23 protein-coding genes are annotated in these 22,221 nt (G+C 51.2%); 8 read left to right on the top strand and 15 right to left on the bottom strand.

What is annotated here, in order from left to right:
• Positions 1-86, bottom strand: an 86-nt coding sequence (locus VB780_RS07815) for a transposase-like zinc-binding domain-containing protein (protein ID WP_416349209.1), incomplete at its 3' end; no start/stop codon positions are given.
• Between the two features lie 258 nt (positions 87-344).
• Between VB780_RS07815 and VB780_RS07810 the strand changes: the two genes are divergently transcribed.
• The gene (locus VB780_RS07810; RefSeq protein ID WP_323350574.1) at positions 345-620 is read left to right on the top strand and encodes a nuclease-related domain-containing protein; all 276 of its coding nucleotides are present in this window, start codon (positions 345-347) and stop codon (positions 618-620) included.
• 311 nt (positions 621-931) lie between these two features.
• Here the strand turns inward: VB780_RS07810 and VB780_RS07805 are convergent, their stop codons facing one another.
• The 9 genes from VB780_RS07805 to VB780_RS07765 all read right to left on the bottom strand — a co-directional run bounded on the left by VB780_RS07805 (position 932) and on the right by VB780_RS07765 (position 8,540).
• On the bottom strand, positions 932-1,468 hold the full coding sequence (locus VB780_RS07805; RefSeq protein WP_323350573.1) for an AAA family ATPase: 537 nt from the start codon (positions 1,466-1,468) through the stop codon (positions 932-934).
• Entirely contained in the window at positions 1,465-2,019 is a 555-nt protein-coding gene (locus VB780_RS07800; protein WP_323350572.1) for an ASCH domain-containing protein, read from the bottom strand. The genes VB780_RS07805 and VB780_RS07800 overlap by 4 nt, the downstream gene beginning before the upstream one ends.
• Positions 1,970-3,274, bottom strand: coding sequence for a hypothetical protein (locus VB780_RS07795; RefSeq protein WP_323350571.1), 1,305 nt, complete (start codon positions 3,272-3,274; stop codon positions 1,970-1,972). The genes VB780_RS07800 and VB780_RS07795 overlap by 50 nt, the downstream gene beginning before the upstream one ends.
• A 2-nt stretch (positions 3,275-3,276) precedes the next feature.
• Positions 3,277-4,284, bottom strand: a complete 1,008-nt coding sequence (locus tag VB780_RS07790) for a hypothetical protein (RefSeq protein ID WP_323350570.1) — start codon at positions 4,282-4,284, stop codon at positions 3,277-3,279.
• Complete coding sequence (locus VB780_RS07785) at positions 4,281-4,940, bottom strand: DUF4186 family protein (protein ID WP_323350569.1); 660 nt, start codon at positions 4,938-4,940, stop codon at positions 4,281-4,283. The genes VB780_RS07790 and VB780_RS07785 overlap by 4 nt, the downstream gene beginning before the upstream one ends.
• Before the next feature lie 127 nt (positions 4,941-5,067).
• On the bottom strand, positions 5,068-6,507 hold the full coding sequence (locus VB780_RS07780) for a helix-turn-helix transcriptional regulator (RefSeq protein ID WP_323350568.1): 1,440 nt from the start codon (positions 6,505-6,507) through the stop codon (positions 5,068-5,070).
• A complete protein-coding gene (locus VB780_RS07775; protein WP_323350567.1) occupies positions 6,504-6,950 on the bottom strand; it encodes a DUF6932 family protein in 447 nt (148 codons plus the stop codon). The genes VB780_RS07780 and VB780_RS07775 overlap by 4 nt, the downstream gene beginning before the upstream one ends.
• Positions 6,951-7,187: 237 nt before the next feature.
• Positions 7,188-7,727: a site-specific integrase gene (locus VB780_RS07770; RefSeq protein WP_323350566.1), complete on the bottom strand. Its 540-nt coding sequence runs from the start codon at positions 7,725-7,727 to the stop codon at positions 7,188-7,190.
• Positions 7,728-7,928: 201 nt separating this feature from the next.
• The gene (locus VB780_RS07765) at positions 7,929-8,540 is read right to left on the bottom strand and encodes a Uma2 family endonuclease (protein ID WP_323350565.1); all 612 of its coding nucleotides are present in this window, start codon (positions 8,538-8,540) and stop codon (positions 7,929-7,931) included.
• 220 nt (positions 8,541-8,760) lie between these two features.
• Here VB780_RS07765 and VB780_RS07760 point away from each other — a divergent pair, with 220 nt between their 5' ends.
• Positions 8,761-9,825, top strand: a complete 1,065-nt coding sequence (locus tag VB780_RS07760) for a pentapeptide repeat-containing protein (RefSeq protein ID WP_323350564.1) — start codon at positions 8,761-8,763, stop codon at positions 9,823-9,825.
• 565 nt (positions 9,826-10,390) lie between these two features.
• Here VB780_RS07760 and VB780_RS07755 read toward each other — a convergent pair.
• The 4 genes from VB780_RS07755 to VB780_RS07740 all read right to left on the bottom strand — a co-directional run bounded on the left by VB780_RS07755 (position 10,391) and on the right by VB780_RS07740 (position 13,782).
• Positions 10,391-11,410: a HAMP domain-containing sensor histidine kinase gene (locus VB780_RS07755; protein ID WP_323350563.1), complete on the bottom strand. Its 1,020-nt coding sequence runs from the start codon at positions 11,408-11,410 to the stop codon at positions 10,391-10,393.
• Complete coding sequence (locus VB780_RS07750) at positions 11,397-12,140, bottom strand: response regulator transcription factor (RefSeq protein WP_323350562.1); 744 nt, start codon at positions 12,138-12,140, stop codon at positions 11,397-11,399. The genes VB780_RS07755 and VB780_RS07750 overlap by 14 nt, the downstream gene beginning before the upstream one ends.
• Before the next feature lie 110 nt (positions 12,141-12,250).
• Positions 12,251-12,667, bottom strand: a complete 417-nt coding sequence (locus VB780_RS07745) for a hypothetical protein (RefSeq protein ID WP_323350561.1) — start codon at positions 12,665-12,667, stop codon at positions 12,251-12,253.
• Complete coding sequence (locus VB780_RS07740; protein WP_323350560.1) at positions 12,664-13,782, bottom strand: hypothetical protein; 1,119 nt, start codon at positions 13,780-13,782, stop codon at positions 12,664-12,666. The genes VB780_RS07745 and VB780_RS07740 overlap by 4 nt, the downstream gene beginning before the upstream one ends.
• 296 nt (positions 13,783-14,078) lie before the next feature.
• Between VB780_RS07740 and mobF the strand changes: the two genes are divergently transcribed.
• From mobF to VB780_RS07710, 6 genes are all read left to right on the top strand, one after another.
• Complete coding sequence (mobF, locus tag VB780_RS07735) at positions 14,079-17,543, top strand: MobF family relaxase (RefSeq protein WP_323350559.1); 3,465 nt, start codon at positions 14,079-14,081, stop codon at positions 17,541-17,543.
• A 480-nt stretch (positions 17,544-18,023) separates the two neighbouring features.
• Positions 18,024-18,887: an SAM-dependent methyltransferase gene (locus VB780_RS07730; protein WP_323350558.1), complete on the top strand. Its 864-nt coding sequence runs from the start codon at positions 18,024-18,026 to the stop codon at positions 18,885-18,887.
• Positions 18,888-19,018: 131 nt separating this feature from the next.
• On the top strand, positions 19,019-19,651 hold the full coding sequence (locus VB780_RS07725; protein WP_323350557.1) for a LysE family transporter: 633 nt from the start codon (positions 19,019-19,021) through the stop codon (positions 19,649-19,651).
• A gap of 298 nt (positions 19,652-19,949) precedes the next feature.
• Positions 19,950-20,279: a GNAT family N-acetyltransferase gene (locus VB780_RS07720; protein ID WP_323350556.1), complete on the top strand. Its 330-nt coding sequence runs from the start codon at positions 19,950-19,952 to the stop codon at positions 20,277-20,279.
• A gap of 453 nt (positions 20,280-20,732) precedes the next feature.
• Positions 20,733-21,071, top strand: coding sequence for a GNAT family protein (locus VB780_RS07715; RefSeq protein ID WP_323350575.1), 339 nt, complete (start codon positions 20,733-20,735; stop codon positions 21,069-21,071).
• Positions 21,072-21,215: 144 nt separating this feature from the next.
• Complete coding sequence (locus VB780_RS07710; RefSeq protein WP_323350555.1) at positions 21,216-21,815, top strand: hypothetical protein; 600 nt, start codon at positions 21,216-21,218, stop codon at positions 21,813-21,815.
• A gap of 69 nt (positions 21,816-21,884) precedes the next feature.
• Here VB780_RS07710 and VB780_RS07705 read toward each other — a convergent pair.
• Positions 21,885-22,221: diguanylate cyclase domain-containing protein (locus VB780_RS07705; protein WP_323350554.1), on the bottom strand; the 337-nt coding region annotated here is incomplete at its 5' end.

The raw sequence follows: 22,221 nt of genomic DNA, 5'->3' as shown, positions 1-22,221 counted from the left end.
CCACAGGCTACGCAAATGTGATTTTGCTTACCCTGCTTTTTCCCATTCTTACGGATATGGGTGCCGCCGCATTCAGGACACTGCATCACAACTCATCCTCAATTCATACTCTAATTATGCAACGCCGATTATCCCACTGCTAAAAGGGGAGGGTTGCTCTTTCTGTGAGGGGCCTGTCTGGAACTCACACAGCCCCCCCACTCCGTCAAACTAGCACAGCTACTGAGGGGCGGGCTAGGGTGCGATCGCAGCCAATCCACCCAAGATTCTGTGAATCTATTACGCTATCACCGCCAGCCCCCTGCCCCAAGGGCACACTGAGGGCAATCACAGGGTTTTAGACCATGGCTACTCTCATCTCCTCCTACAGCAGCTGCGCCTCTCGCATGACCGGGGGAGAGCGCCGCCTGGCCCAGCGGCTCGAAGCCAAGCTCGATGATGACTACCTGCTCTGGTACGACGTACCCGTAGGCCCCAAAGCCCTGCATCCTGATTTCATCCTCCTGCACCCCTCACGGGGTCTCTTCGTGCTGGAGGTCAAAGACTGGAAGCTAGACACCATCAAGTCTGTGAACCCTGATGAGTTTGTGATCGCAAGTCGGTGTTTGCTGAGCGCTTAGACGGGGCGTTGGGGAAGGTGGGATGAACACCACAGCGGTAGAAAGCCTGTCGAGGAACCAGCGGGGGTTGTAGTTTGCTTGGAGCAAAGACTTGGCTTACCAGGAGAGCAATTGCCTATTTATCCGGAGGATTCTTCCCCTTTATAACACTCCGGACAGTTTTGATAGTTAACGGTAGAATGCGGGTTTCAGGCCCTTTCCCCAGCAGCATGATCAACGAAACATCAAGGGTTTCAGCGCTTGATTGGAAAAGTGTCCGGACTATTGCCTTTAGCCAATTAGCCCACTAATAAGAGAAATAATTTTATAATTTATTTCATTCTTTTAAAGAGCTCAAGCATCTCTCGAATAACAATATCCTTTGGTCGATCATTTCTGATTATAAGATCTGCGTGTTGCTTGAGCTGGGTTTGTACTTGTACTTCAGTAAAATCTTGCTCTATATATTGGGGTGTTATATGTTGATCTCTATTCAAAATTCTTTCGGTGTGGAGGTTTTTCTGTACTGTTACAAATACAAGATAAAAACCCAATGGCGAGCAAATTTCTTTTAGTATGTTGAGGATAACGACATGACGTATACCCTCAACAATAAGTGGTTGTCTAGCTTGCCATTGCAATTCTGATAATGCTGACTCACAAAATTGCCTTGGATCTGACTCAACTAATTCTGAGCCTAGAAGTTGAAGTGTTTCACGGCTCATATTCAAGCCGCGCTTTTCAGCCATACTTCTAACGTAATGACCGAAACTAAGGCAGGGCCAACAAAATTCATTAGCTGTGGCCTTGGCTAATGTAGATTTTCCACTACCTATTTGTCCAGAAAAACCAATCACACAATCTTTCATAATGTATTTAAATCCAGTGAAAGCTGTTGTGATTGATGCTGAAGAACTACCCAACCACGCCGGTCTCGTTTTGCAAACTTTATAGGAGAAATTTCCTTAATATTTTTAATTCGAACTAATGTCGCGTATGTCGCAGATTGCCGCTGCTCCCAAAAATCTGGATCTTGAGCGCAAATTGCTTCGGCAAAGTCTTGTTTTATCGATTTCCAGGAGTTTGGATCAAGTCGATAAAACCAGCAGTGCGAAACCTGACAAATTCCTGTGATAGGGCCGCTAGATTTTTTTAATAAAATGACGTCTCCTTTTTGAATTTGTTCGTATGGAGCAAATCGCCTAGTAGAAAATCTAGATTCAATTGTTTTTTTGCCATCCAAAATAAATTGGAGATAGGGTTCAACAAAAATTCCTAGATGTAATGAAAAAGGTATATGCACTTCGTGTGTGAGAGGGATTAGATAATTTTCCCAAAATGGATCTCCTTGAGTTGCTAGCTGTAATTCGTCAGCTAACGGCAAGAGAGATCCTTGTGTCACTTCTCCAGTAATAGCCACAAAGTAAGTTCTCCTTCTGCTCTGTTCTAGCTAATGTTAATACCTGTTCTCTAGTACGGAAGACAAGTTGTGCTTCTTTATTATCCAGAGGGCGATTCAGAGATTCTTCGATAAAAGTTAAGGGATTATGTCCTCCTGTGATAGATTTCAAAATTTGAAAAAGTACACCTCTTCCTTTGCACTTGAAGATTCTATTGCCAGATGTCCAAATATCTACGAGTTTTCGATGAGGATCGCGACGACTTACGGAAGTGAGTACATCATTTGGAATGATGGAGACTAAGCTTGGATCCTCAAAATGGCTCATCTCCCAATGCCGTATACGTATACGAACCCCAAATGGCTGAGTCTCGATCCATGGCTTTTCATAAGATGGAACGGAAGGACGAGGAGCTAGAGTACGCTTCTCCTTTACAAAAATTGCCAAATTTCCACGTCTCCAATTACTAGAAATAACTGGAATGCCTTCAAATCTAAAAACATTCTTTTCAAATGGAGGCGTCGTATATGAAAGCGATAGCTCTTGTAAATCTAAAAGACGAAGGCCCAGCAAACTTGCCGAAGCCAAAGTTTTATTCCACTCATCTTGAATTCCTGGGCGAGTTCCTATCGGTGGCAAGCTGGCAAAGACATAGCCATTAATAGTGCACAGTTGACTAGCAGACCATAAAAACGAATGAATATATTCCGGGTACCAAGGTGGATCTAGTACAACGACATTTGCCGAAAAGTTGGGTAACGGATCCTCCAATAAATTGTGAGTTAGCGTTTGAACCCTAGCCCCTAAATCTTTGAGGTGGCTGCTAGCTGCATGGTTTGAGTCTAGAAGCACCGTGTGATAAGGGCAGGAAAAACTAGCGAGAGGCTGTACGAGACTGGGTGTCCCTAGTAATGCAATTGTACCATTGAAAGGTAAAACCCTTATGCAATGGTGTAGTAATTTTTCAACTGCTTCTGGGCTAAAACGCCAATCATAATCTAATGGATGTGGTGGGGGAAGTAAATTCTTAACTGGGACCCTTGAGAAAGGTGGGTTCTGAGCTTTAGCGTTCACCATTATTTGTTTAAGAAGATGCCGATACCCAGGTAAGGACTGGTGAATTTGATTCAGCACCCTAAAAACATATGTTGGATCGATACTTGGTAAAGTTAAAACTAGATCGTCAAAGCAGTTAATCCCTTTGTCCAACGCTTCTAATATCCACGTTTTGACAGACTGGTCAAATAAGTTGTCTTGTGCATCGTTGGTTAGCATCATTAATTCTTGTGGTAAAGGAGAATGTCTGCAATTGAAAGACTGCGCTGCTCAGATGTATATCGAATATCTAACTCTGATTTCCAAACTTCTATTGCTAGGTTCTGATATCTAATAGCATCCTGCTCTATAGTTTTATCCAGACGCCCTTGAGTTGGAGTAAACGCTTGAATTTCTAGAGGAATCGTCCGAAGTGGTAGATTCTCATTCAAGTCTTGAAGACGGTCAATAAAACGTCGGACTTTAGACTCTAAGTTGTTATCTGATATAGACGTGAACGTTACGTATGCGTACAAATCAATTTTTAGCCCGAGAAGCCGCTTCATTAATTCAAACTGTTGATCAAACAGCTCTGGCTCGGCACGAGTATTAAAGGCAAATGATTGTGCATCAAATCCCTTAAAGCAGCAGACACGACCATAGTTTGGATAGGTTGCTATGAGTTCTATATCTGCATTAGATAAGAATCGCCAAAAGTAGTCATTGCTGAGATTGTCGTCAGACCATAAATAAACTTTCTCCGCTAAGTCTCTTTCCTTCAGTACAGCCATTGTCCAAGGAACCCATTCAGGAATTAGATCAGGTTGTCCTCCCGTTAGATCTATAACTGATGGTGGGTTAGCCTGCTCTAAATAGCTATTGATTAACTCTGATGGGCTTATCCACTTGGAATATCTCTGGTCAGCAGCGAGTAGATTGAAAGGAACGTAGCAATACCAGCATCTCCAATTACATGCCGCATTTTGAAAAACTTGAGCTCGAAGCATGTCTAATGGTTTCAGTCCGAGAGCTTTACATGCTGGATCAATCGGCAGCGGATTATCTGGCCAGTTGCTAGTTCCATGTCTTCGGAAGTGCCTAACTCTCCCAAATCCATTGCAGTTTGGTGGCTCTGTTAAATCTTCTTCTTGCTCGGTGTTGTGAAAATTAGTGATAAGTAATCGCTTGTTTTCAAGATCGACAGAGGCATGTCGGTATTTAGCAGATAGTAATTCCGTATTTAGTTTCATATCCTGCTAATATGTGTAGTTTCTTCGGTTGAATGATATTCATTCTCCTGAGTTTTACGGAGCGGGGAAACCTTCTCACCTTTTTCTTGAAGTATCGGGAACCTTTCCCCTACATATCGCATTCCCAATTGAGTTAAATAAGAGATTTCATCCTCTCTTAAGGAACGATCTTTGGGAATTCCAAACCAGTATTCCGCACAGATACGGCAGCAAGAAGCGGTTGCGTGTTGTGCAAAATTCACCGCATTAACTCTGGGCGAATCCTCCACTGGTGTTTGGCGACCATCATAAGCATTTGCTGGTTCCCCTAAATATTTTCGAACTCTATGTTCAAATGCTTTTTGCATACCAACTTTCCCTTTTCGCAGAGCATAATTTTCAACTTTAGTGGGGATATTATTTGTCCAGTAGTGATGGCGAATAAATTCATTCTTTAAGGCAGCTACTGTATAATCAATGTCATTGATATCCATGCGATGCAAACGCTCCCAGTCAAAGTCTGCTGACTCATTACAGGATCGGCATTGCCCTATTTCATTTGATTCCTTTTGTGCTCGGGTAGGCTTATAGCAGTGAAGTCGTTCTTGACATTTTGAACTGGTGCATGTCATTTTTAGTGGCGTTAGTTCTTCCTCAATATCCCAGTCATCTGACATGATTTGTTACCTCCATTTTTCAACAGGCTCCCAGTCTCATTTGAGATGCCTTTACTTTTTGTAATTTAGACATGTCAATAATTCAGGTAACACTGAGAATTTTGATTATCAAAATTCTCAGTGTTACTTAATCGTTTGATAGCGCTCTAATCAAAATTGCTTTATCAACCTCGTTTAAAGTTCCTAAATTGACATTTTCTAAGAAAATGTCTCTTGCTATTTCCCATGGGTTGGTTTCCTCCAATTGTAAATTTGCTGCTGCTCCCCACCAATCAACCCCTTCTAGGGATAAGCGGTATGCCATATAATTGGCTAAAGCTCCAACTGATACATTTTCCCTTATAGCTACTTTTTGCACTACTTTTTTCAAGCGCTCTATACTTTTGCCTGCTTCAGAAGCGCACATCGCGGCTAGCTCTTTTTGGCGACCAAAAAGTTGAATATGTTCGCCAAATTTAGTCGCTTTCCGTTCCTCTTCTGAATCGCGGCGGTCTTGTGCAATGTCTCCTTCTTCAATAACTGTACGTTCAGCCAGTTCTGGTTCCTGAGCTGCGTGCCAAAGTTCATGAACAAGATCTAGTAACCAACGGTCAGAGGATCTTGTTTTTTGCTTTAGAACAATGACATTGCGCCCATCGACTCTCCAGAAAGCCCCATGAAATGCTCCTGAATCTTGGAGTGGAAGCACAGGAATGCCTAAACTCCAAACATATTTCAAGGCATTTCTTAGTGACAGTTCTCCATAAGTAGATATGATTTCATCACGTACTTTATCTGGATGAGTTGGAATAGATCTCTTCGGTAAATTGGGTACAGCTTCTAGAGTAAGTAACGCTAAAAAATGTGCATAGACGGTATATACACTCAAGCGTTGTTCATTAGCATTGGCATTAACCTTGAAATAAGCTGTCCCAAGGGCTGACGGATTTAACGTTAAAGGCTGAGTCCCAAATAAGTCAGCAAAGGACCATCCGAAAATTCGCTTTAAAGATGTCGTTGCTTGAACTAATAAATTGGATTCGGACTCGCCGTTTTGAGAAGTATTTATACTTGGGGTAAGCAAAAAACGGCTCAATACAAGCTCTTGATCAATGCCAACTTGCTTCAATCGCTTAAATAACTCTGTAGATGAACTTTGAGGAAGCAGAATTTCCTCTTGTATTTGAATGCCAAGTGCGTGGCTCAACTCTATCAGACGAGCTAAACTAACAGATGAATATTCTGTATTTTCATAGCGCTGGATTTGTTGCTCTTTTAGCCCAAGTCGCTCAGCTAAATCTTTTTGGGTTAAGCCCGCGGCGATACGAGCTTTAATCAGAGCTTGAGGTAGCTCTTCTAGTGAATTCAGCTCAAGCACCACTCTTTGGCCAGCTTGTAATGCTTCATATTCTCTAGTCTCAGCAATGAGTTCTGTGAGCTGGCTTGATAGCGATTCTTTCTCAGCTTTTTTTAGTAAAGGATGAATGGTTTGATCTTCCTGAGCCTGAGTAGACAAAACCTGCAAAGCAGCTGAAAATTTCTCTATTTGGGCCTTAGTAATGCGGTATTGGCGCTCGTTTTTAATCATGACCATATCTCCCACAGCTTCAGAATAACTATTCCTTTATGATCTCCTGTCGCCTTGTCAGTTTGAAAGAAGTCTAAGAAAGTCTGCCCACTCCCTCCCTCTGTCATCTGTGCAGGAAAAAGCTCTCCTAAATATTTGACTTTTTGAGCTAATCGACCGTCATCGAATTTCATAAGCAGCGGATCTAGTAGATCTGGGTTCACACCACTGGTGTCCCAACAAATGTCGAAATCGTTTGGGTGCCCCTTAATTGTCACGAAACTGCCATCGACATAGACCTGCGCACATCCAGCATCCTTCAGCGACAGCAATGCAGACTTCATGCCCAGGAGTAGTTTTTGTCGGTGCAGTGTATGTCCGAACCGAGTAGTGAACTCTTGCCATGTACCTGCTTCATGGATGCCGGGCGGCAGGAGACCAGTGGGCTCGAAGGGTGGAATCATGACACAACAGAATAATTGTGTTGACACATAATTTCTAACACAACAAAAATGATGTGTCAACGTTATGGCTTGTTTGATTGCCTTTTATAGGCAAGGCCTGCACTAGCTACGGGCTTTTTGATTTAAGTCTTCATCTGCTAGCGCTTTGGTCTCGCCGAAGCAACTAGGACTTGCGCATTGAGCTTGTCCGCCATTGAATTAGCTCTTTCTGTTGTTTCGCGATTCTCATAGCTTTTCCTACAACCGCTCAATCGCATCCACCTTCTCCTCCTCCGACACATCCAGGTACCGCTGTAGCGCCGCCATCGACGACCACCCGCCCAGATCTTGAATCGCCTTCAGCCTTACCCCTGCCTTATCCAACCGGGTCGCCCAAGTGCGCCGGTTGCTATGGGTGCTGTATCCCCGCAGGCTCAAGAGATCGCACGCCTTCCGCAGTGCCAAGTCACAAGCCTGCCGCGTAATCGGCCCCTCGCCACTCCGCCCCGGAAACAGATACCCCCGACTGGGCAACTCTGCCGCCTCCAGCACCGCCTGCAGCTTCGGGTGAATCGGCACCGCCCGTGTCCGCTTCGTCTTCGTCGTTGCCTTGCGCAACACCAGGGTATTCCCCACCACATCCTCCGCCCGCAGCTGCCTCGCCTCGCTGACCCGGCAGCCGGTGTAGTAGCAGATCGAGAAGAGTGATCGCATTTTGGGGCTCAGCTCCCCCATCACCTGCTCAAACTGATCCGCCGACCAAATGTCCGCCTGGTCGTGGCGATTTTGCTTCGGCACAGAGTTACCTCAGAATTGGATCCAAACTAGTCTTGAAAATCTTGACTTGCTCTTTTTGAAATTTCAGCAAGTCTAGTTTATCGGAATAGGAAGGGTTTCAGCGATTCGATGCCAAAACAAGGCAGCTTATTGAAGATAAGAGCCTGTTATTGAGAATGAAATTGCATAGGTATGAGTTCTGGGGGTGGGGCGTTTGAGCTGTCAGAGACCAGCCGCATCAAAAATGTCAGCCGCCGTTACCGCTAACTCTGGAAACGTCATCGAGAGGATGCGATCGCTCCCTCGAAACTGCTGGAGCTGATATTCCCCATTGATCAGGGTGTACACCGAAACCGTCGGCGTCTTGGGCGAGCCAATGTAGCGGATAGCTCCCACCGCCAGGTAATCCACAATCCAGTATTCCAGAATGCCCAGGGCTTCGTACTCAGCCAGCTTATATAAATAGTCATCGCGCCAGTTGGTCGAGCTAACCTCTACCGCCAGCTGAATCGGTTCCTCTAGAGCCGCATAGGCCTTTGGGTCAGCCGCCCAAACGGCTTTGTCAATCACACTGACATCGGGAGTGCGGCCCTGCACCAGCCCATCATCGCGCCGAGTTTTGACCGAGGCAAAGCGCGAGACCTTGTAGTTCAGCAGATCGCGTTTGACCTGATCTCGAAAGGCATCGTAGATAAAATCGGCCACGTCATCATGGGCGCGGGTTGCCATCAGCTGAACTCGCTCCCCGTTGACCAATTCATAGCGATTGCCATCTTCAGGCGTCGTCTCCAGAAAATCTAGAAAGCTGAGCGGTGGCGCGATCGCTTGAGTCATGGTGACGAGCAGCCCCAGCTAGGCAATGGCACAAAGTCTTTTCAGTTTAGCGCTGCGGCTTGGATAGGTGCGCAGGGCGGGCCAAGCAACGATGTAGGGCAGTTTTTCTTGGGTTGATAGCTAGGGAGTTACCTGCTGGAACTAGCTAAAGGCAGGAGTAGGGGGGCGATCGCCCCCAGACCGCTCAGAGTATGATGGGCTCGAAGCATCCAGACTGGCCATGGTGGAGACAAACTCGGTGCGTGGAGAGAAGCCGAAGCTATCAGCGAAGGATAGGCTATGTCTGATTCAGACCATCAACGCACTGCCATTAACCCAGTTCGATGAGCTTGTCTTTGCGCTAGACCCTCCAAAAGGAGTTGTGGCTTCAAGCACCGCTCCCCAAGGGACACGGAGCAAGGATTTGTTGGATTGGTTAGAAGGTTCCACCGGCCCTGGATTAGCAGCTGCTGATGAGGTTCTACAGATTCTTATTCCAAAAGCAACATGGACAGCGCCTCAGCCTGTAGCTTTCGTCATAAGCGGCAAGATCAGCAGTTCAACTGCTGCTGAACTTCAGGCTTTTGTTGAGTTACTCAGGAAAAAGACAGGGGACTATTCCATAGACATTGCATTCTTTCAGGAGGGCAGTATCAAAGTTATTTTGAACGGCTCACCAGAGGGGCTAACCAAACTTCAAGAGATGTTTGAGGCTGGAGAGTTAGAGCAGCTAATTACCCCTCCAGTAGAAGCGCTAGCCTCTGTCGATATCAATACCCAAGAGGCTCGTAAGGCTCGGCTCATTCAGACGCTGAGGTTGTCTTGTGGAAGAGCCAATCGAGCCCGCGCCCTAGCCCGTGCTCTCGACACTGCCCGCGTCCACGACACTGCCCTTGACACTGCTCTCGACATTGCCCGCGACATCGCTAACACCCTCGCCCGCGACCTCGACACCGCCCGCGACCTTGACTTCAACCTAGTGAGCTACCGCGCCCTCACCAACGCCATTGCCAATGCCAACGCCCTCGCCCTTGCCCTTGACTTCAACCTAGTGGGCCACCTCGACCGCGCCCTCACTCTCGCCCTCGATTTGAGTAACGCTGACCTTAGCGGAGCTAGCCTTAGAAACTTAAATTTGGTAGGGGCTAACCTTGCAGATGCCGACTTTACAAATGGTGATTTCGCAGGAACCAAGTTTGGAAACAATTTGGGTCTTTCCGATACAGACAAACGTGATTTACAAAGCCGCGGAGCCATCTTTCTAGACCCGCCAAGCTCATACGTTCCCGCCCTGGTACTACGCTAGAAAATTCACTACTTCTTTTCCTTCGCCCCCGAGATCGCCACCACCACCGACCGCCAGCACCCAGCCGAGTCCTAACTGAAATTAAATGTAGGGTTGATCCGTAAATTTGCTGAACGAAGCTGATTTATCCGTTAAGGCCAATTGACCTTACGGAGCTACCTCAACACATGGAAGTTCATATTTACCCTTGTCCATTTCGGACAGGATGGATTTACTGTGACATCCGTGTCAATGATAGAAAAGTGCATTCAGTTCATGGTGATGCGTTTAATGCCTACTTGCAGTGCCACCACCTTGATAGATCTGGAACAAATTTCAATGTCGACGTGCCTGGAGAAAATATAAAAAAGCTGAGAGAACAGTATAAAAATCAAAAACATCTGATCCCAAATTAAGACCGTCGCCCCTGCTTCGCATCCGCGATCGCCTCCAGCACCACCGCCACCGGCTGCCGCTCCGCGATCATCTCCAGCACCTGGGCGATCGCCCGCACCAGCCCATAAACCTGATGCTATTGGTACTTGGCCTGGCCGTCCCGCTTCACCGGCTCATCCCAGCAGAGGGGCTAAGCCACCGGCAACGAAAACGAAAACCGGCTCCCCTCTCCCAGCTGGCTTTCCACGGCAACGGCACCCCCCTGCAACTCCACCAGGTCTTTCACAATCGTCAGCCCCAACCCCTTGCCTCCTGGGTTGCACCGCTGCGCCGCCTCAGAGCGCCGGTGCAGCTTAAACACCTCCTGGAGGTCAGCCGCCGCAATCCCCAGGCCAGTATCGACAACCGCCGTCCAGACGAAGTTGTGCTTCACCTCAACCTCGATGGCAATGCTGCCCTGGGGCGTGTACAGCACCGCATTCTTCAGCAAGTTCTCCAAAACCTCATAGACCTGGTCAGGATCAGCCCACACCGAAGGCAGGGCATCAGGAGATCGAACCGAAATCGTCCGGCCTTGGGCGCTGGGCAGCGACGACACCAGCTCCACCACCTCACCGATGATGGCGGGCAGCGCACACACCTGACAGCGGGTCGGCAGATAATCATCCATCCGCTTTGAATAGTCCGAGAGCGCCTCCGCCAACCGGTTCATCCGCTCGATCTGCCGTAGCTGCTTGCCCAACAGGTCAGGCGTCAATGGCCGAGTCCCCTGATGGGCCAACTCCAAATCCCCCTTGAGTACCGTCAGGGGCGTGTTGATCTCATGCATCAGCGCCGCCAGCCGTTGTCGCCGCCGCTGCTCCACCGTCTGTAGATTCATCGCCAAACGGTTAAAGTCAACCGCTAAGCGCCGCAGCTCCGGCACATCGCTCAAGGGGGCTCGCGCCTCCAGGTCACCCGCCATGAACGCTGCCATCGCCTGCCGCAACGCCTTGAGCGGCCTGACAATGATTTCTCCCGACGACAGACTCAGAAAGACGACCATAACGATCACCGCCAGGCCGACTTCTAATCCTCCCTCCGCCAGCGAGGGATAGATCGCCGTAAGGCTCAGCGCAATCAGCACCCCCAACCCCAACGTCACGATATGGGAGGTCAGCAGCTGTATCTGCAACGGCGCAGAGCGCCAGGTCTGCCTAAGCGATTGCATCTTCAAACTTGTATCCCACCCTTCTTACCGTTTTGACCAACGGGTTCACCCCCTCCGGCACCTGTAGTTTCGAGCGAATTTCTTTGCGCAGCCTAAAGACGCAAGAATCGACCGTACTGTAGTCATCCCCAGGGTGGTCGAGACCCCAAATATCGTCCAGTAACTGCGACCTGGGATAAACCTGTCCCGGCTGTCGAGCCAGTTTCGCCAGCAGGTCAAACTCCAACGCCGATAGCACCAGGTCAACCCAGTCATCGTTCAACGATGCCCGGACGCTGCACCGCCGATGGGTCTGGTGCAGCCGCAGAAATTGATACTGAATCAACGCCGCATCGGCCCCGACCGCGTGGTCTTCATGGCGTAACTCGCGCCGCCGCAGCGTTCGCAGCCGAGCGATTAACAGATCGGGGTCAAAGGGCTTAGTCATGTAGTCATCGGCTCCGGTGGCAAGGCCCCAAAGCTCATCGGTCTTCCCCCGCCGCGCCGTCAGCATCAAGATATAGGGGTCTCGCCTCAGCGCCAGCCGCCGGACATGGGTACAGACCTCAATGCCATCCATACCGGGCAGCATCAAATCTAGAACGATGAAATCGGGCTCTAGCTGTGCCAGCAGCTCCAGCCCCTGCTCGCCGGTCTCGGCCAGATAGCTGGTGTAGCCCGCCGCCTGAATGCAGGCCTGAAGGGTATCGGCCACATCTGCGTCATCTTCAATGATTAGTACAACCGCCATGGCAATCGTTAGAGCAAGGGACAGGCAGCACCGCTGGTACCAACGGTGCCATTTCTAGACTAGAGACGGCTAGGTGACCGAGTTGGTTCTGGTGTCCTCTCAGAACGAGGCTAAAAATCATCCAGGCCCGCCGCCGCCAGATCTATATCGACATCAATAAACGGGTCAGGGTCAGCCTGCACCGGCGACAGCGACTCCGCCGCCCTCGGCCCCTCAGACAGCAGCTGAGGCCCAGGAGACTGAGCCATAACGAGCACTGGCGATGCCCCAGAGATCGCCAAAAACCGGGTCTGAAGCTGTAGACTGCGCAGCTGCATGTCTTCCAGCAGGGTTTGAGCTAGAGCCTGAAGCTCCGACTGGCTCAGCTCTGGTTCTAACGCCCAGGGCAGGTAAAACACCTTCAGCGCCCTGAGCACCGCTTCCCGCAGCGATACCGCCGGGTTCGTTTTCAGATAGGTGAAGAGCCGCCCTGCATCCGAATCCACTTCCACATCCAGTCGCAAGATCACCCGCTGCCGACGGCTCATGCTGGCACCTCCTGGAGTGCCCTGGTGCGGGCATGAGCCCTGGTGGCCAACCACTTCACCCCGCCATAGCAGTCGGCAAAGCGCACCTGGTCGATTGCAGAGGTTACCTCCTGAAGCCGGTACGCCATTTCTTGAGCCAGATCGGGCAGCCAGTTGGGCGTCGCACCGGGCAACGTCGCCAAGTAGTCCGTCAGATGAGGGCGCAAGAGCGTCGCTGCGGTACCACCGCCAATCAATACCTCATACTCCGTCAAATCGAGGGCAGCAAAATGCTCGCTCAGATGGTGTCGCACCTGCTCCCAGTAAAAAGCCTCCGCCTCCTGCCTGCGCTGGGCCAGCGGAAACACCTTGCCCGGCTGATCGGGAAACTGCACCGCCTCCTGCTGGGTTAACAACGCCTGCACCAGGTAGGGATTCTCCGGCTCACAGAGCGTTTGGGCCACCGCTTCAAGGAAGGCGACATAGCCCAACTTTTCCGAATCACTGGGCTTCCCTGTTGGGGGCTTACCCTGGCGAAACACCAAAAAGCTCAAATCTCGATGGCCAATCATCAGCACGACATAGTTTTGGCGGCTGGCCTGCTGCTGCTGCGCAAGGTGCTGCTGCTTGCGCCAGAGCACCAGCCCCGCCGCCTCCGGCAGCACCTTAACGCTATCGATCTGGAGATCGTAGGCCTGCCCGCGATAGAGAAATCGACCCGTTTCTTGCAGCCGCTGAGTCAGCTCCTCGGCCTCGGATAAGTACTCCTCAAAAGGCAGCGCGATGCCGATATCCAGATGCAGGGTTTCTAGGTGATGGGTGTGGGCCATTTCCCCCACCGCGCCCAGGCTGCGGAGATGGGCCAGGGTGCTTTTGCGCAGGGTGGCTGTGGATTTGTTGGGACGCCCCTCGGCATCCTCAGCCAGGGCATAGGCCTGATTGTTCCACTGGAGATAGGCTCCAGCCCCTAATCCACCGCCATACTCCTGGCCCTGGTGGCGCAGCACCTCCAGCTCCGAGGGCGGCAAATCCGCCACCTTGGGTGGACAGGCATAGCCGTAGCAGCGGTTGCCATCGGTTAAACAGGCCTTGGTGCCCGACATCCCAAGGTCGATAAAGAGTTGATGGGTAGCCATAGAGGGTTCCTTCAGCGGAGTGGGCGTTAGATGGCATCCAACCCGCGTAGACGCGGCTAGCCCCAGGTGACCAAACTGAGGCTATTTGCGTCAGACGACGGTAATTGGCGTGCGATCTGTCCCGACTATAGAGACCAACTTTCACCGAGTCCGTGTAGCCCGTGCACGGATTCTGCGAGATTCCTTCCTTACGGTGATGGTTACACCCAGGAGGAAGACAACTCCGACGGTCTGACACGATGCCACCAAACCCTCCTGAACCCCAGCCACTCAATGGTTGAGGGACTTTAAGCCCCATGCTATCGATGTGCTCGGTCTCTGCTGCCCAGGCCGAAACCTACTACGAAAAAGACGACTACTACACCGCAGGTACCGACGCGGCTCGCTCAACTGCCCGCTGGTATGGCCAGGGTGCAAGCACCCTCGGACTCCAGGGCGAGGTCAAGCCCGAGGACTTTAAAGCCCTGCTCCACGGCACCGCCCCCAACGGTGAATGTCTCCACGCCCGCGCCATCGACCCCACCCGTCACCGGGCCGCCACCGACTACACCTTTTCAGCCCCCAAGAGCGTCTCCATTGCTGGGTTGGTGCAAGGCGACGAGCGGGTGATCGCCGCCCATAACCAGGCCGTCGATGTGGCCCTAGGCGTTTTGCAAGAGCGCTTTGCCCAAGCCCGAGTTAGCACCGCCGAAGGACGGCAGCGAGTGGTAACCGGCAACATCGTCGCGGCAGTATTTCAGCACGACAGCAGCCGCGAACTCGACCCACAGCTGCACAGCCACTGCGTGGTGATGAACACTACCCAGCTACCAGACGGAACCTGGCGTAGCCTCAGCAACGAAGAGATTGTGGCCAATCAGATCCTGCTAGGAGAGATTTATCAGAACGAGCTGGCCTACCAACTTCGGCAGAGCGGCTACGACATTGATCCTCAGGGCAAAGGCCAATTTGAACTGGATGACTACAGCCCAACCTTGCTCAGCACCTTCTCAACCCGTACCCGCCAAATTGAAACCTACCTCCAGCAGTGGCAGCAAAGCCTGGACGAAACGCAGGGCACCCCGCTCCACGCCAGCCAGAAAAAGCAGGCGACCCTGCGCACCCGCAAATGCAAACAGGCGGTGCCCCGCGGAGTGCTGCTAGCGGCCTGGCAGCAGCAGGTTAGCGACCAAAACCTGACCCTGCCCGAGGTGCCCCACCAGGAGCGAGATCTCTCCACTGCCGCCCACCACCAGGCAGAACAGATGGCCCGCGCAGGCACCGCCCACGCCTCAGAGCGAGAGTCGGTATTTCGCCGGGGGAAGGTAGAGCGTTTCGCCCTAGAACATGCCCTAGGTGAAATGCCGTTGGCTACTCTATCCCAGGCGATCTCAGCCCAGGGCGAGCTGCTGTCCGTCGAGGCCACCAAGGACAAGTACACCACCACCGCAGCGTTGCACCGGGAACGAGACACCATTCAACTCATGCACCAGGGGCAGCACCAGTGGGCACCGATTCTAGGCGAAGCCGAACTCCAAGATCAGCTGCATCAGTGGCTGACCCTAACCGCCGGTCAGCAGCGAGCGCTCACCCTGGCCCTGACCAGTAGCGATCAGATGTTGGCCTGGCAGGGGCTGCCGGGCAGCGGCAAGACCTTTGTGTTGCAGGCCTTCAAGCAGAGTGCTGAAGCCCAGGGCTTTTCAGTGCGAGGGTTTGCCCCCAGCGCCGAAGCGGCCAACGTGCTGGGCAAAGAAGCCGGTCTACCGACCGACACCGTAGCCAGCCTGCTGCACGCTCCAGCGCCCGATTCATCGCCTGGGCCAGCACCTGGACAACGAGAAATCTGGGTGATTGACGAGGCCGGGCTGCTCTCTGCCAAGGATGCCCATGGGCTACTGAGCCTGGCTGTGGATCGTCATGCTCGCGTCATTCTGGTGGGCGACACCCGGCAGCTCTCGGCGGTGGAGGCGGGCAACCCGTTCAAGAGCTTGCAGGCTGGAGGCATTCAAACCGCTTTTCTAGATGAGTCTCGACGACAGAAGACAGCGGCCCTGAAACAGGCCGTTAACCTGCTGGCCACCGACCAGACGGAAGCCGCCTTTCAAACCCTGGTAGGCGCGGGCGCGATTCAAACAATTCAATCCTCGCCAGCACGCCTCCAGCAGGTGGCCACCAACTATATGGCTCTCGACGAGACAGAGCGCAGCAAAACTCTGCTGCTCGCCGGAACCAACCAAGAGCGTCTGGCCCTCACCGCCCTGATTCGCACGGGGCTTCAGGCCCAGGGCCAGTTGGGGGCCGACGGCTTTGCCCTGACCTCGCTACGGCGAAAAGACATGACCCAGGCCCAGTCAGGCTATGCCGCCCACTACGACAGCGGCGACATCGTCATCGTCAACCAATCCTACAAACGTCAGGGCCTGGTGAAGCAACAGCCCTACCAGGTGCTCCAGGTGGATGCCCACCGTAACCGGCTGACCCTGGCCAATGAAGCCGGTCAAACCGTTGAAATTGACCCAACGGCCTGCCCCAACAAGACGGTCTACACCCGCCAGGCGATCCCCGTTGCCGTGGGCGATCGCCTGCGCTGGACGCGCAACGACCGGGCGCAAAACCTCCGCAACGGGCAAGCCTTTACCCTGGCCGCCATCGACGCCCAGGGCCAGGCCGAGATCCGCTACCCCGATGGCCGCTGTGATGCCGTGGATCTAACCGGTTTGCAGTATGTCGATTACGGCCTGGTGAGCACCACCTACAGCGCCCAGGGTAAAACCGCCGACCGGGTGATGGCGCTGATGGATGCCACCACCAGCCAGGAGTCATTTTATGTGGCTGTCTCGCGGGCCAAATACCAGCTCTCGCTCTACACCGCCGATTCGGATGAACTGTTGCGCCAAGCGCAGCGATCCTCCGCCAAGGAGAACGTCAGTGACTATGTCCCGCTCTTTAATTTGGTGACTACCCATGCCCAGACCTCGGAAAGTACCCCCGCCACCGCCCCCTCAACAGTGGGCAATCGAGATGCCGCCAGGGCTCTTGGCCGATGCGCTGGTGAGCGCGTTGCAGCAGGCCTTGCTACCGCTCCAGCAACAGATCGCGGGGCTCCAGCAGGACAACGCCCAGCTGCGCTCTCAGATCGAGGACTTGGTGAACCACCAGTCCCAATCGGAGCAGGTGCTGAGGCAGATGACCACCGAGCACAGCCACCTCCAGCAGACCTTGAACGCATTGCTCAAGGGGCTAGAGACTGGCAGCAGCGGCGACAGCTCCAGGCAATTGCAGGCACTCTTATCGGCCTTAGTGACACAGCTGAACGAGTTAAATCAGCGGGTGAGCAGCAATCTCGATGGGCAGGAGCGATCGCTCGCCTTGCTCATGAACTCGCTCGCAGTCTTGAACGGCGACGCCAGCAGAGGGAGCAGCGCCAGCGGATCAGCGCCGAGCAGATGATGTGGGCTGAACGCCTGGTGCCGGTGGTGACCGACATCATGCTGTTAGCCAAGCAGGCAGGCCAGACCGAGCAAACCGGGCCTGAAACCTGGGTGCTCAAAAGACGGCACTACTCGTTGTCGTTCTGCAAAGCGACCTATACGCTTTCCCTGGTGGCCCAGGATGGTCGCGGCGAGCTGCTACAGCTTCAGGGGCATAACGGAGCCTGGCGGACTCAGCTGGCCCAGGGCCTCACGGTAGAGGATGTTGGCCAGATCCAAAAAGCCCATCGGCTGCTGCATCAGGCGATAGAAGCCCCCCAGCGCTCTCGCCAGGTTGAGATGGAACGCTAAGTGGAGCTTGTAACCCACTGTTTGGCTGTCCCCTCTTCCCCTAAAAAAGCGGTTTCAAGAGGGTGACCGGAATAACCGGGGGGAAGGGCCTTAAACCTTTACCCTGAAGTGCTTTGAGGGTGACCCAAATCGGACGGGACTAATGGTGCAGATGAGTTCACCGTTCAATGCCAGGCGGTGATCGGGGCTTATGTACCCTAAGCAAATATGCTCTGTGACAGTGGCCACCTTGAGTGGCCTAAATGTCTCTATTTGGCTTGTGCCAGTTCTCCAAAGTCCTTATAGCTTCGTTCAGTCCTCTCTCTACCTCAAACCCTAGTCAAGGGAGCCGAATTCGATACGAGGCAAGAGTTTGAAGGTTAAGGTATAGCTTGCGAGGTTATGTGTGGGCAACAATCAGCGTTACTTTTGAAGCCCTATTGGATAGAAGCAAATTTTCTAGCTAAACTTTCAGTATCTCAATCATTTGGAGGTGAGACAGTGAGTATTGATATGGGCAAGTCAACTAATAAAGGGACTGCCATGATGAAGTTCGCTCATCAATTTCAACCTAACGTGATTTTGCAAGATGAATATGTCAGTTGGTTTTTTGACGATTCTACAGCAAAGTATTTAAAGGAAAATTCCCTCAATCTTAATGTAGAACCTGTCGATGATTCTCAGAGACTTCAGCAGATCTCGTATTGGTATACGATTTTGAGAGAAAAGTATGGTGATGAAGTTATTGTAGATGCTCTCGCTTCTGGATGCAGGCAACTTCTTCTACTTGGATCGGGTTACGATACGAGGTTTTTTCGAATTTCTGCTGTGCGAGAGAGAGCTACTGCCACATTTGAAGTTGATTTGCCAGAGACAATTAATAATAAGAAAAAGTACTTGTCCGACAAGCTGGGACATATGCCTGAAGGGCTAACACTCATCCCTCTTGACTTTAATCATGGCGATCTCAACAGTCTTGATCGCTATGGATTTGATAACACTCTTCCAGCAACTTATGTTTGGCAAGGAGTCAGCTATTATCTGCCCAGAGAGAGTGTATCCCAAGTTTTAGACTATATCAAATCACAAATGACACCTGATTCAGTGCTGGTTTTTGATTGCTGCTCACCCCTGATGACTTACAAGAATGACCAAGTTCCAGGTATAGCATCTAGTATTGATCAGCTTTCTAAAATTGGTGAGCCATATTTGTTTGGTATGTATAGTGATGAGATGAAAAATTGGCTAGAGGAAAAGGGATTTAAAGATATTGAGATTCTGCAACAGGATGACTTAGAAGATAGGATCTTGCACAAGCGTACACTGCCAAGCAATATGTGGTATGTGGTGTCAGCTAAAGTGTAATAGGTTCCGGCTGGCTAACAACTTCAATTCAGTGGATGGACGAAAGCTGTTGTTACTGAGTTCCAGAGCTATTTGCCACCGCTGGTCACGATGTTAGATTCTTAGGCACAGTTTTTTATAAGGAAATAGTCATGGCGTTTTTTTCAGCTTGGATCACTGTTTTTGTTGTTAGCTTGGTAGCAGTTGTTACTCCTGGCCCTGATTTTGCACTGACTTTGCGTAACAGCTTGGCGTACTCTCGACGGGCAGGGCTATACACAGCAGTTGGTGTTGGTGCTGGTAATCTTGTTCATGCAACTTATTCACTAATTGGCATCGGTGCAGTTATCTCTAAATCAATCTTACTGTTCAATATTTTGAAATGGGTTGGTGCTGCTTATCTTATTTACATCGGCATCAAATCTCTGAAAACCAGAAAAATGGCGATTTCGGCAGAAAATTATGAACAACAAAGAGATATCAAACGATGGATAGCTTTTCGTATTGGCTTTTTAGGCAATCTACTGAATCCTAAGGCGACACTGTTTTTCCTGGCATTATTTACACAGATTGTACAACCGTCAACACCAATGTTTGTACAAGCAGTTTATGGAATGACAGTTGCTGTAGTAGCGTTATTTTGGTTTGCCATAGTAGCAGTAGTTATCTCACAACAAGCTTTCAAACGTCACATTCTATCTTTTTCGCATTGGTTAGAGCGTTTGACTGGTGCCGCTCTTATAGCATTGGGTTTACGCCTAGCTGTAGCGGAGGTAAGTGATTAATCCGCCCCCTAATACTTCACGGTATCGGACAGTTGAAAGCCGCTGGTGCTGAGTTTAGGGTTATCTACCGCCGCTACGTTTTGCCGTTATGCCGAAAGCCTCGGTTGGGGTGTAACCGAAATCCTATCTGTTGGTGTTTAGGCTCAAGCCAGCCAGCCTCTGTCAGTGAGGCAACGCTTTGGAGTTGTTACTTTGAGTTCTTCCCAGTTGCCGATCATGAAACGTTATGATCTTGCACAGGATTAAATGTTGACGCCAGAGCCGTCAGAGATAGAACCAGCAAGAGGAGGGCAGAGGTGTGAACTTTGAAAATCAGAGTGTTGAGGCAACAGGCATTCGCATCTCTGTTATGGACAGCGGAACTGAGGTTGGCCGAGCATACATTTACATAATGCATAATAATTTGCACAGTCAACCGTTTGGTCTGATGGAGGATGCGTATGTGGATGAAGCCTATCGAGGTAAAGGTGTGGGTTCAGAACTCGTTAAGCGAGTGATTGAGTTAGCCAAAAAGTCAAATTACTACAAACTTATTGCAACGAGTCGCACTTCTAGACCTAGAGTTCATGAACTGTACCAGCGATTAGGATTTACTCAGCATGGAGTTGAGTTCCGTATTGACTTTTGAGAGTGTACGGCATGACAATTTGGCTGGATCGGACTGCTGGAAACCCCTGGTGGAAATGGTTATACGCAGCCGCTCAGCCAAACCGTTATACGGCTACCATTCTCGGTGACGACCTACCGAAGCGCTATCTGTCAGGCTCAAGATCGAACTCCACTTTGGTGCTCCCTATAAAAATACAAGCAAGTTTTTGTTAGTAGCTTGAGAAGTAGAGATACACGACACAATTTGATGAGCCAAAATACCTCATTCATTTCTTTCCCAAATCTTGAGACAGAGCGGCTTTGGCTTCGGCAGGCGACTCAGAAAGATGCTGAAACTATATTTACCGTATTTTCTGATCCAAACGTGACTCAGTTTCATGATCTTGACACCTTTACACACCTTGATGAGGCAGTAGGGGTAGTTGAGCGACGTGCAAGAGGATTTGACACTGGGCGTGGGATACGTTGAGGAATTGCGCATAAACCAAACAACTGTTTGATTGGTTCTTGCGGGTTTACGTGGGACAAGGAAGCCAATGCTGCTGAGATTGGTTACGAGTTAGCTAGCCAATTTTGGAGACAAGGCATCATGAGTGAGGCTTTGCGTGCCATTTTAAAATATGGATTTGAAGTAAAGGAAGTGCAATTTGTTACCGCAGAAATCATGTTAGACAACGTAGCTTCTAGAGGGTTATTGGAGAAATTGGGATTTCAGAGCCAAGGGATATTTAGAGAGCGTGGTTTTTGGAAAGAGAAACATCATGATTTGGAAGAGTTTCGGTTGATGAGAGGTGAGTTTACAGCCGTATAACAACCCCAACGCAGCGGACAGCCGTGTTCGACATCGCTGGGTAGCAAAGTCTTCTAGCTGCCGTTGGTCGCGAACGTTAGCTCCCATAGACCTATGTGCCGTAAGCACTGCTGAACGCAACCTTTAGCCTGTGAGTATCTCACCGTGACAAACCTATACGACATGCGCGATCGGATCCGTATCGCAGTGGCTAAGGCGCTTCGGCCTAGCCCGGATGTGCTCGCTGGATGGGAGGGGGGTAGCGCCGCCTTTGGAATTGTCGACGCCTATTCGGACATCGACCTCTCCTTTCTCGTCACCGATGCCGCTTCGTTAGACGCCTTGTACGCGATCTCGGAAGAAGCGCTGCGCGAAATATCTCCGATATTGGCTAGCCATAACGCCCCGCCTGGACGCTACTACAAGCTCAGAGATGCTGGGGATTTTCTCCTGCTAGACCTTTGTTTTTTTCGGGTAAGTGACTCCGACTACCAGCTTGATGTCGACCGCCATGGTCAAGCGGTACCTCTGTTCGACAAGGCTGACTGGTTACACGCATCGGACACGAGCGACCCCGCCAAGGCGACTGCGCGACAGCACCGGTATGCTGAGTTGCAGGGATGGTTCCTGGTAAGCCAAGACTTTGTTCGAAAGGAGTTGTTGCGGGGCCGATCTGCTGACGCCATGGCGGCTTTCTGGCGCGGGCAACTAGCCGGGGCACTATGCGGCCTGAGCCGGAGCTATTCCCAGACGCTGGGGCCTTAGCTTTCCTTAGTCTTTCCCTGGGAAGCCATCTCTGGCTGGGCTTGGAAAAAGGTATATGTGGCTTGACCGCTATGGATCGGCGGATGCTAGGCAGTAGCGATCGCGCCCCTGCTGCTTAGCGCTGTAGAGCGCAGCATCGGCCTGGTCAATCAGGGTTTGAGCTTTTTGACCCACCGTTGGAATGACGCTGGCAATGCCCAGGCTGAGGGTAATGCGCTGGCCCAGGGGCGAGGCTCCGTGGTACAGGGCTAGCTCGGCCAGGGCCTGCTGAATGGCGCGGGCGATCGCCTCGGCCCCGGCTTGGTCAGTGTCGGGCAGCACCAGGACAAACTCTTCGCCGCCGTAGCGGGCCACCAGGTCGGCGGGGCGCTGGGCCACCTGCTCTAGGGCCTGGGCCACCTGCTGT

This window comes from Leptolyngbya sp. CCNP1308 (assembly GCF_034932455.1).
Lineage (GTDB): Bacteria > Cyanobacteriota > Cyanobacteriia > Phormidesmidales > Phormidesmidaceae > Nodosilinea.
Note: the sequence above shows the minus strand (reverse complement) of the source record. Positions and strands in the feature narration are given on the sequence as shown.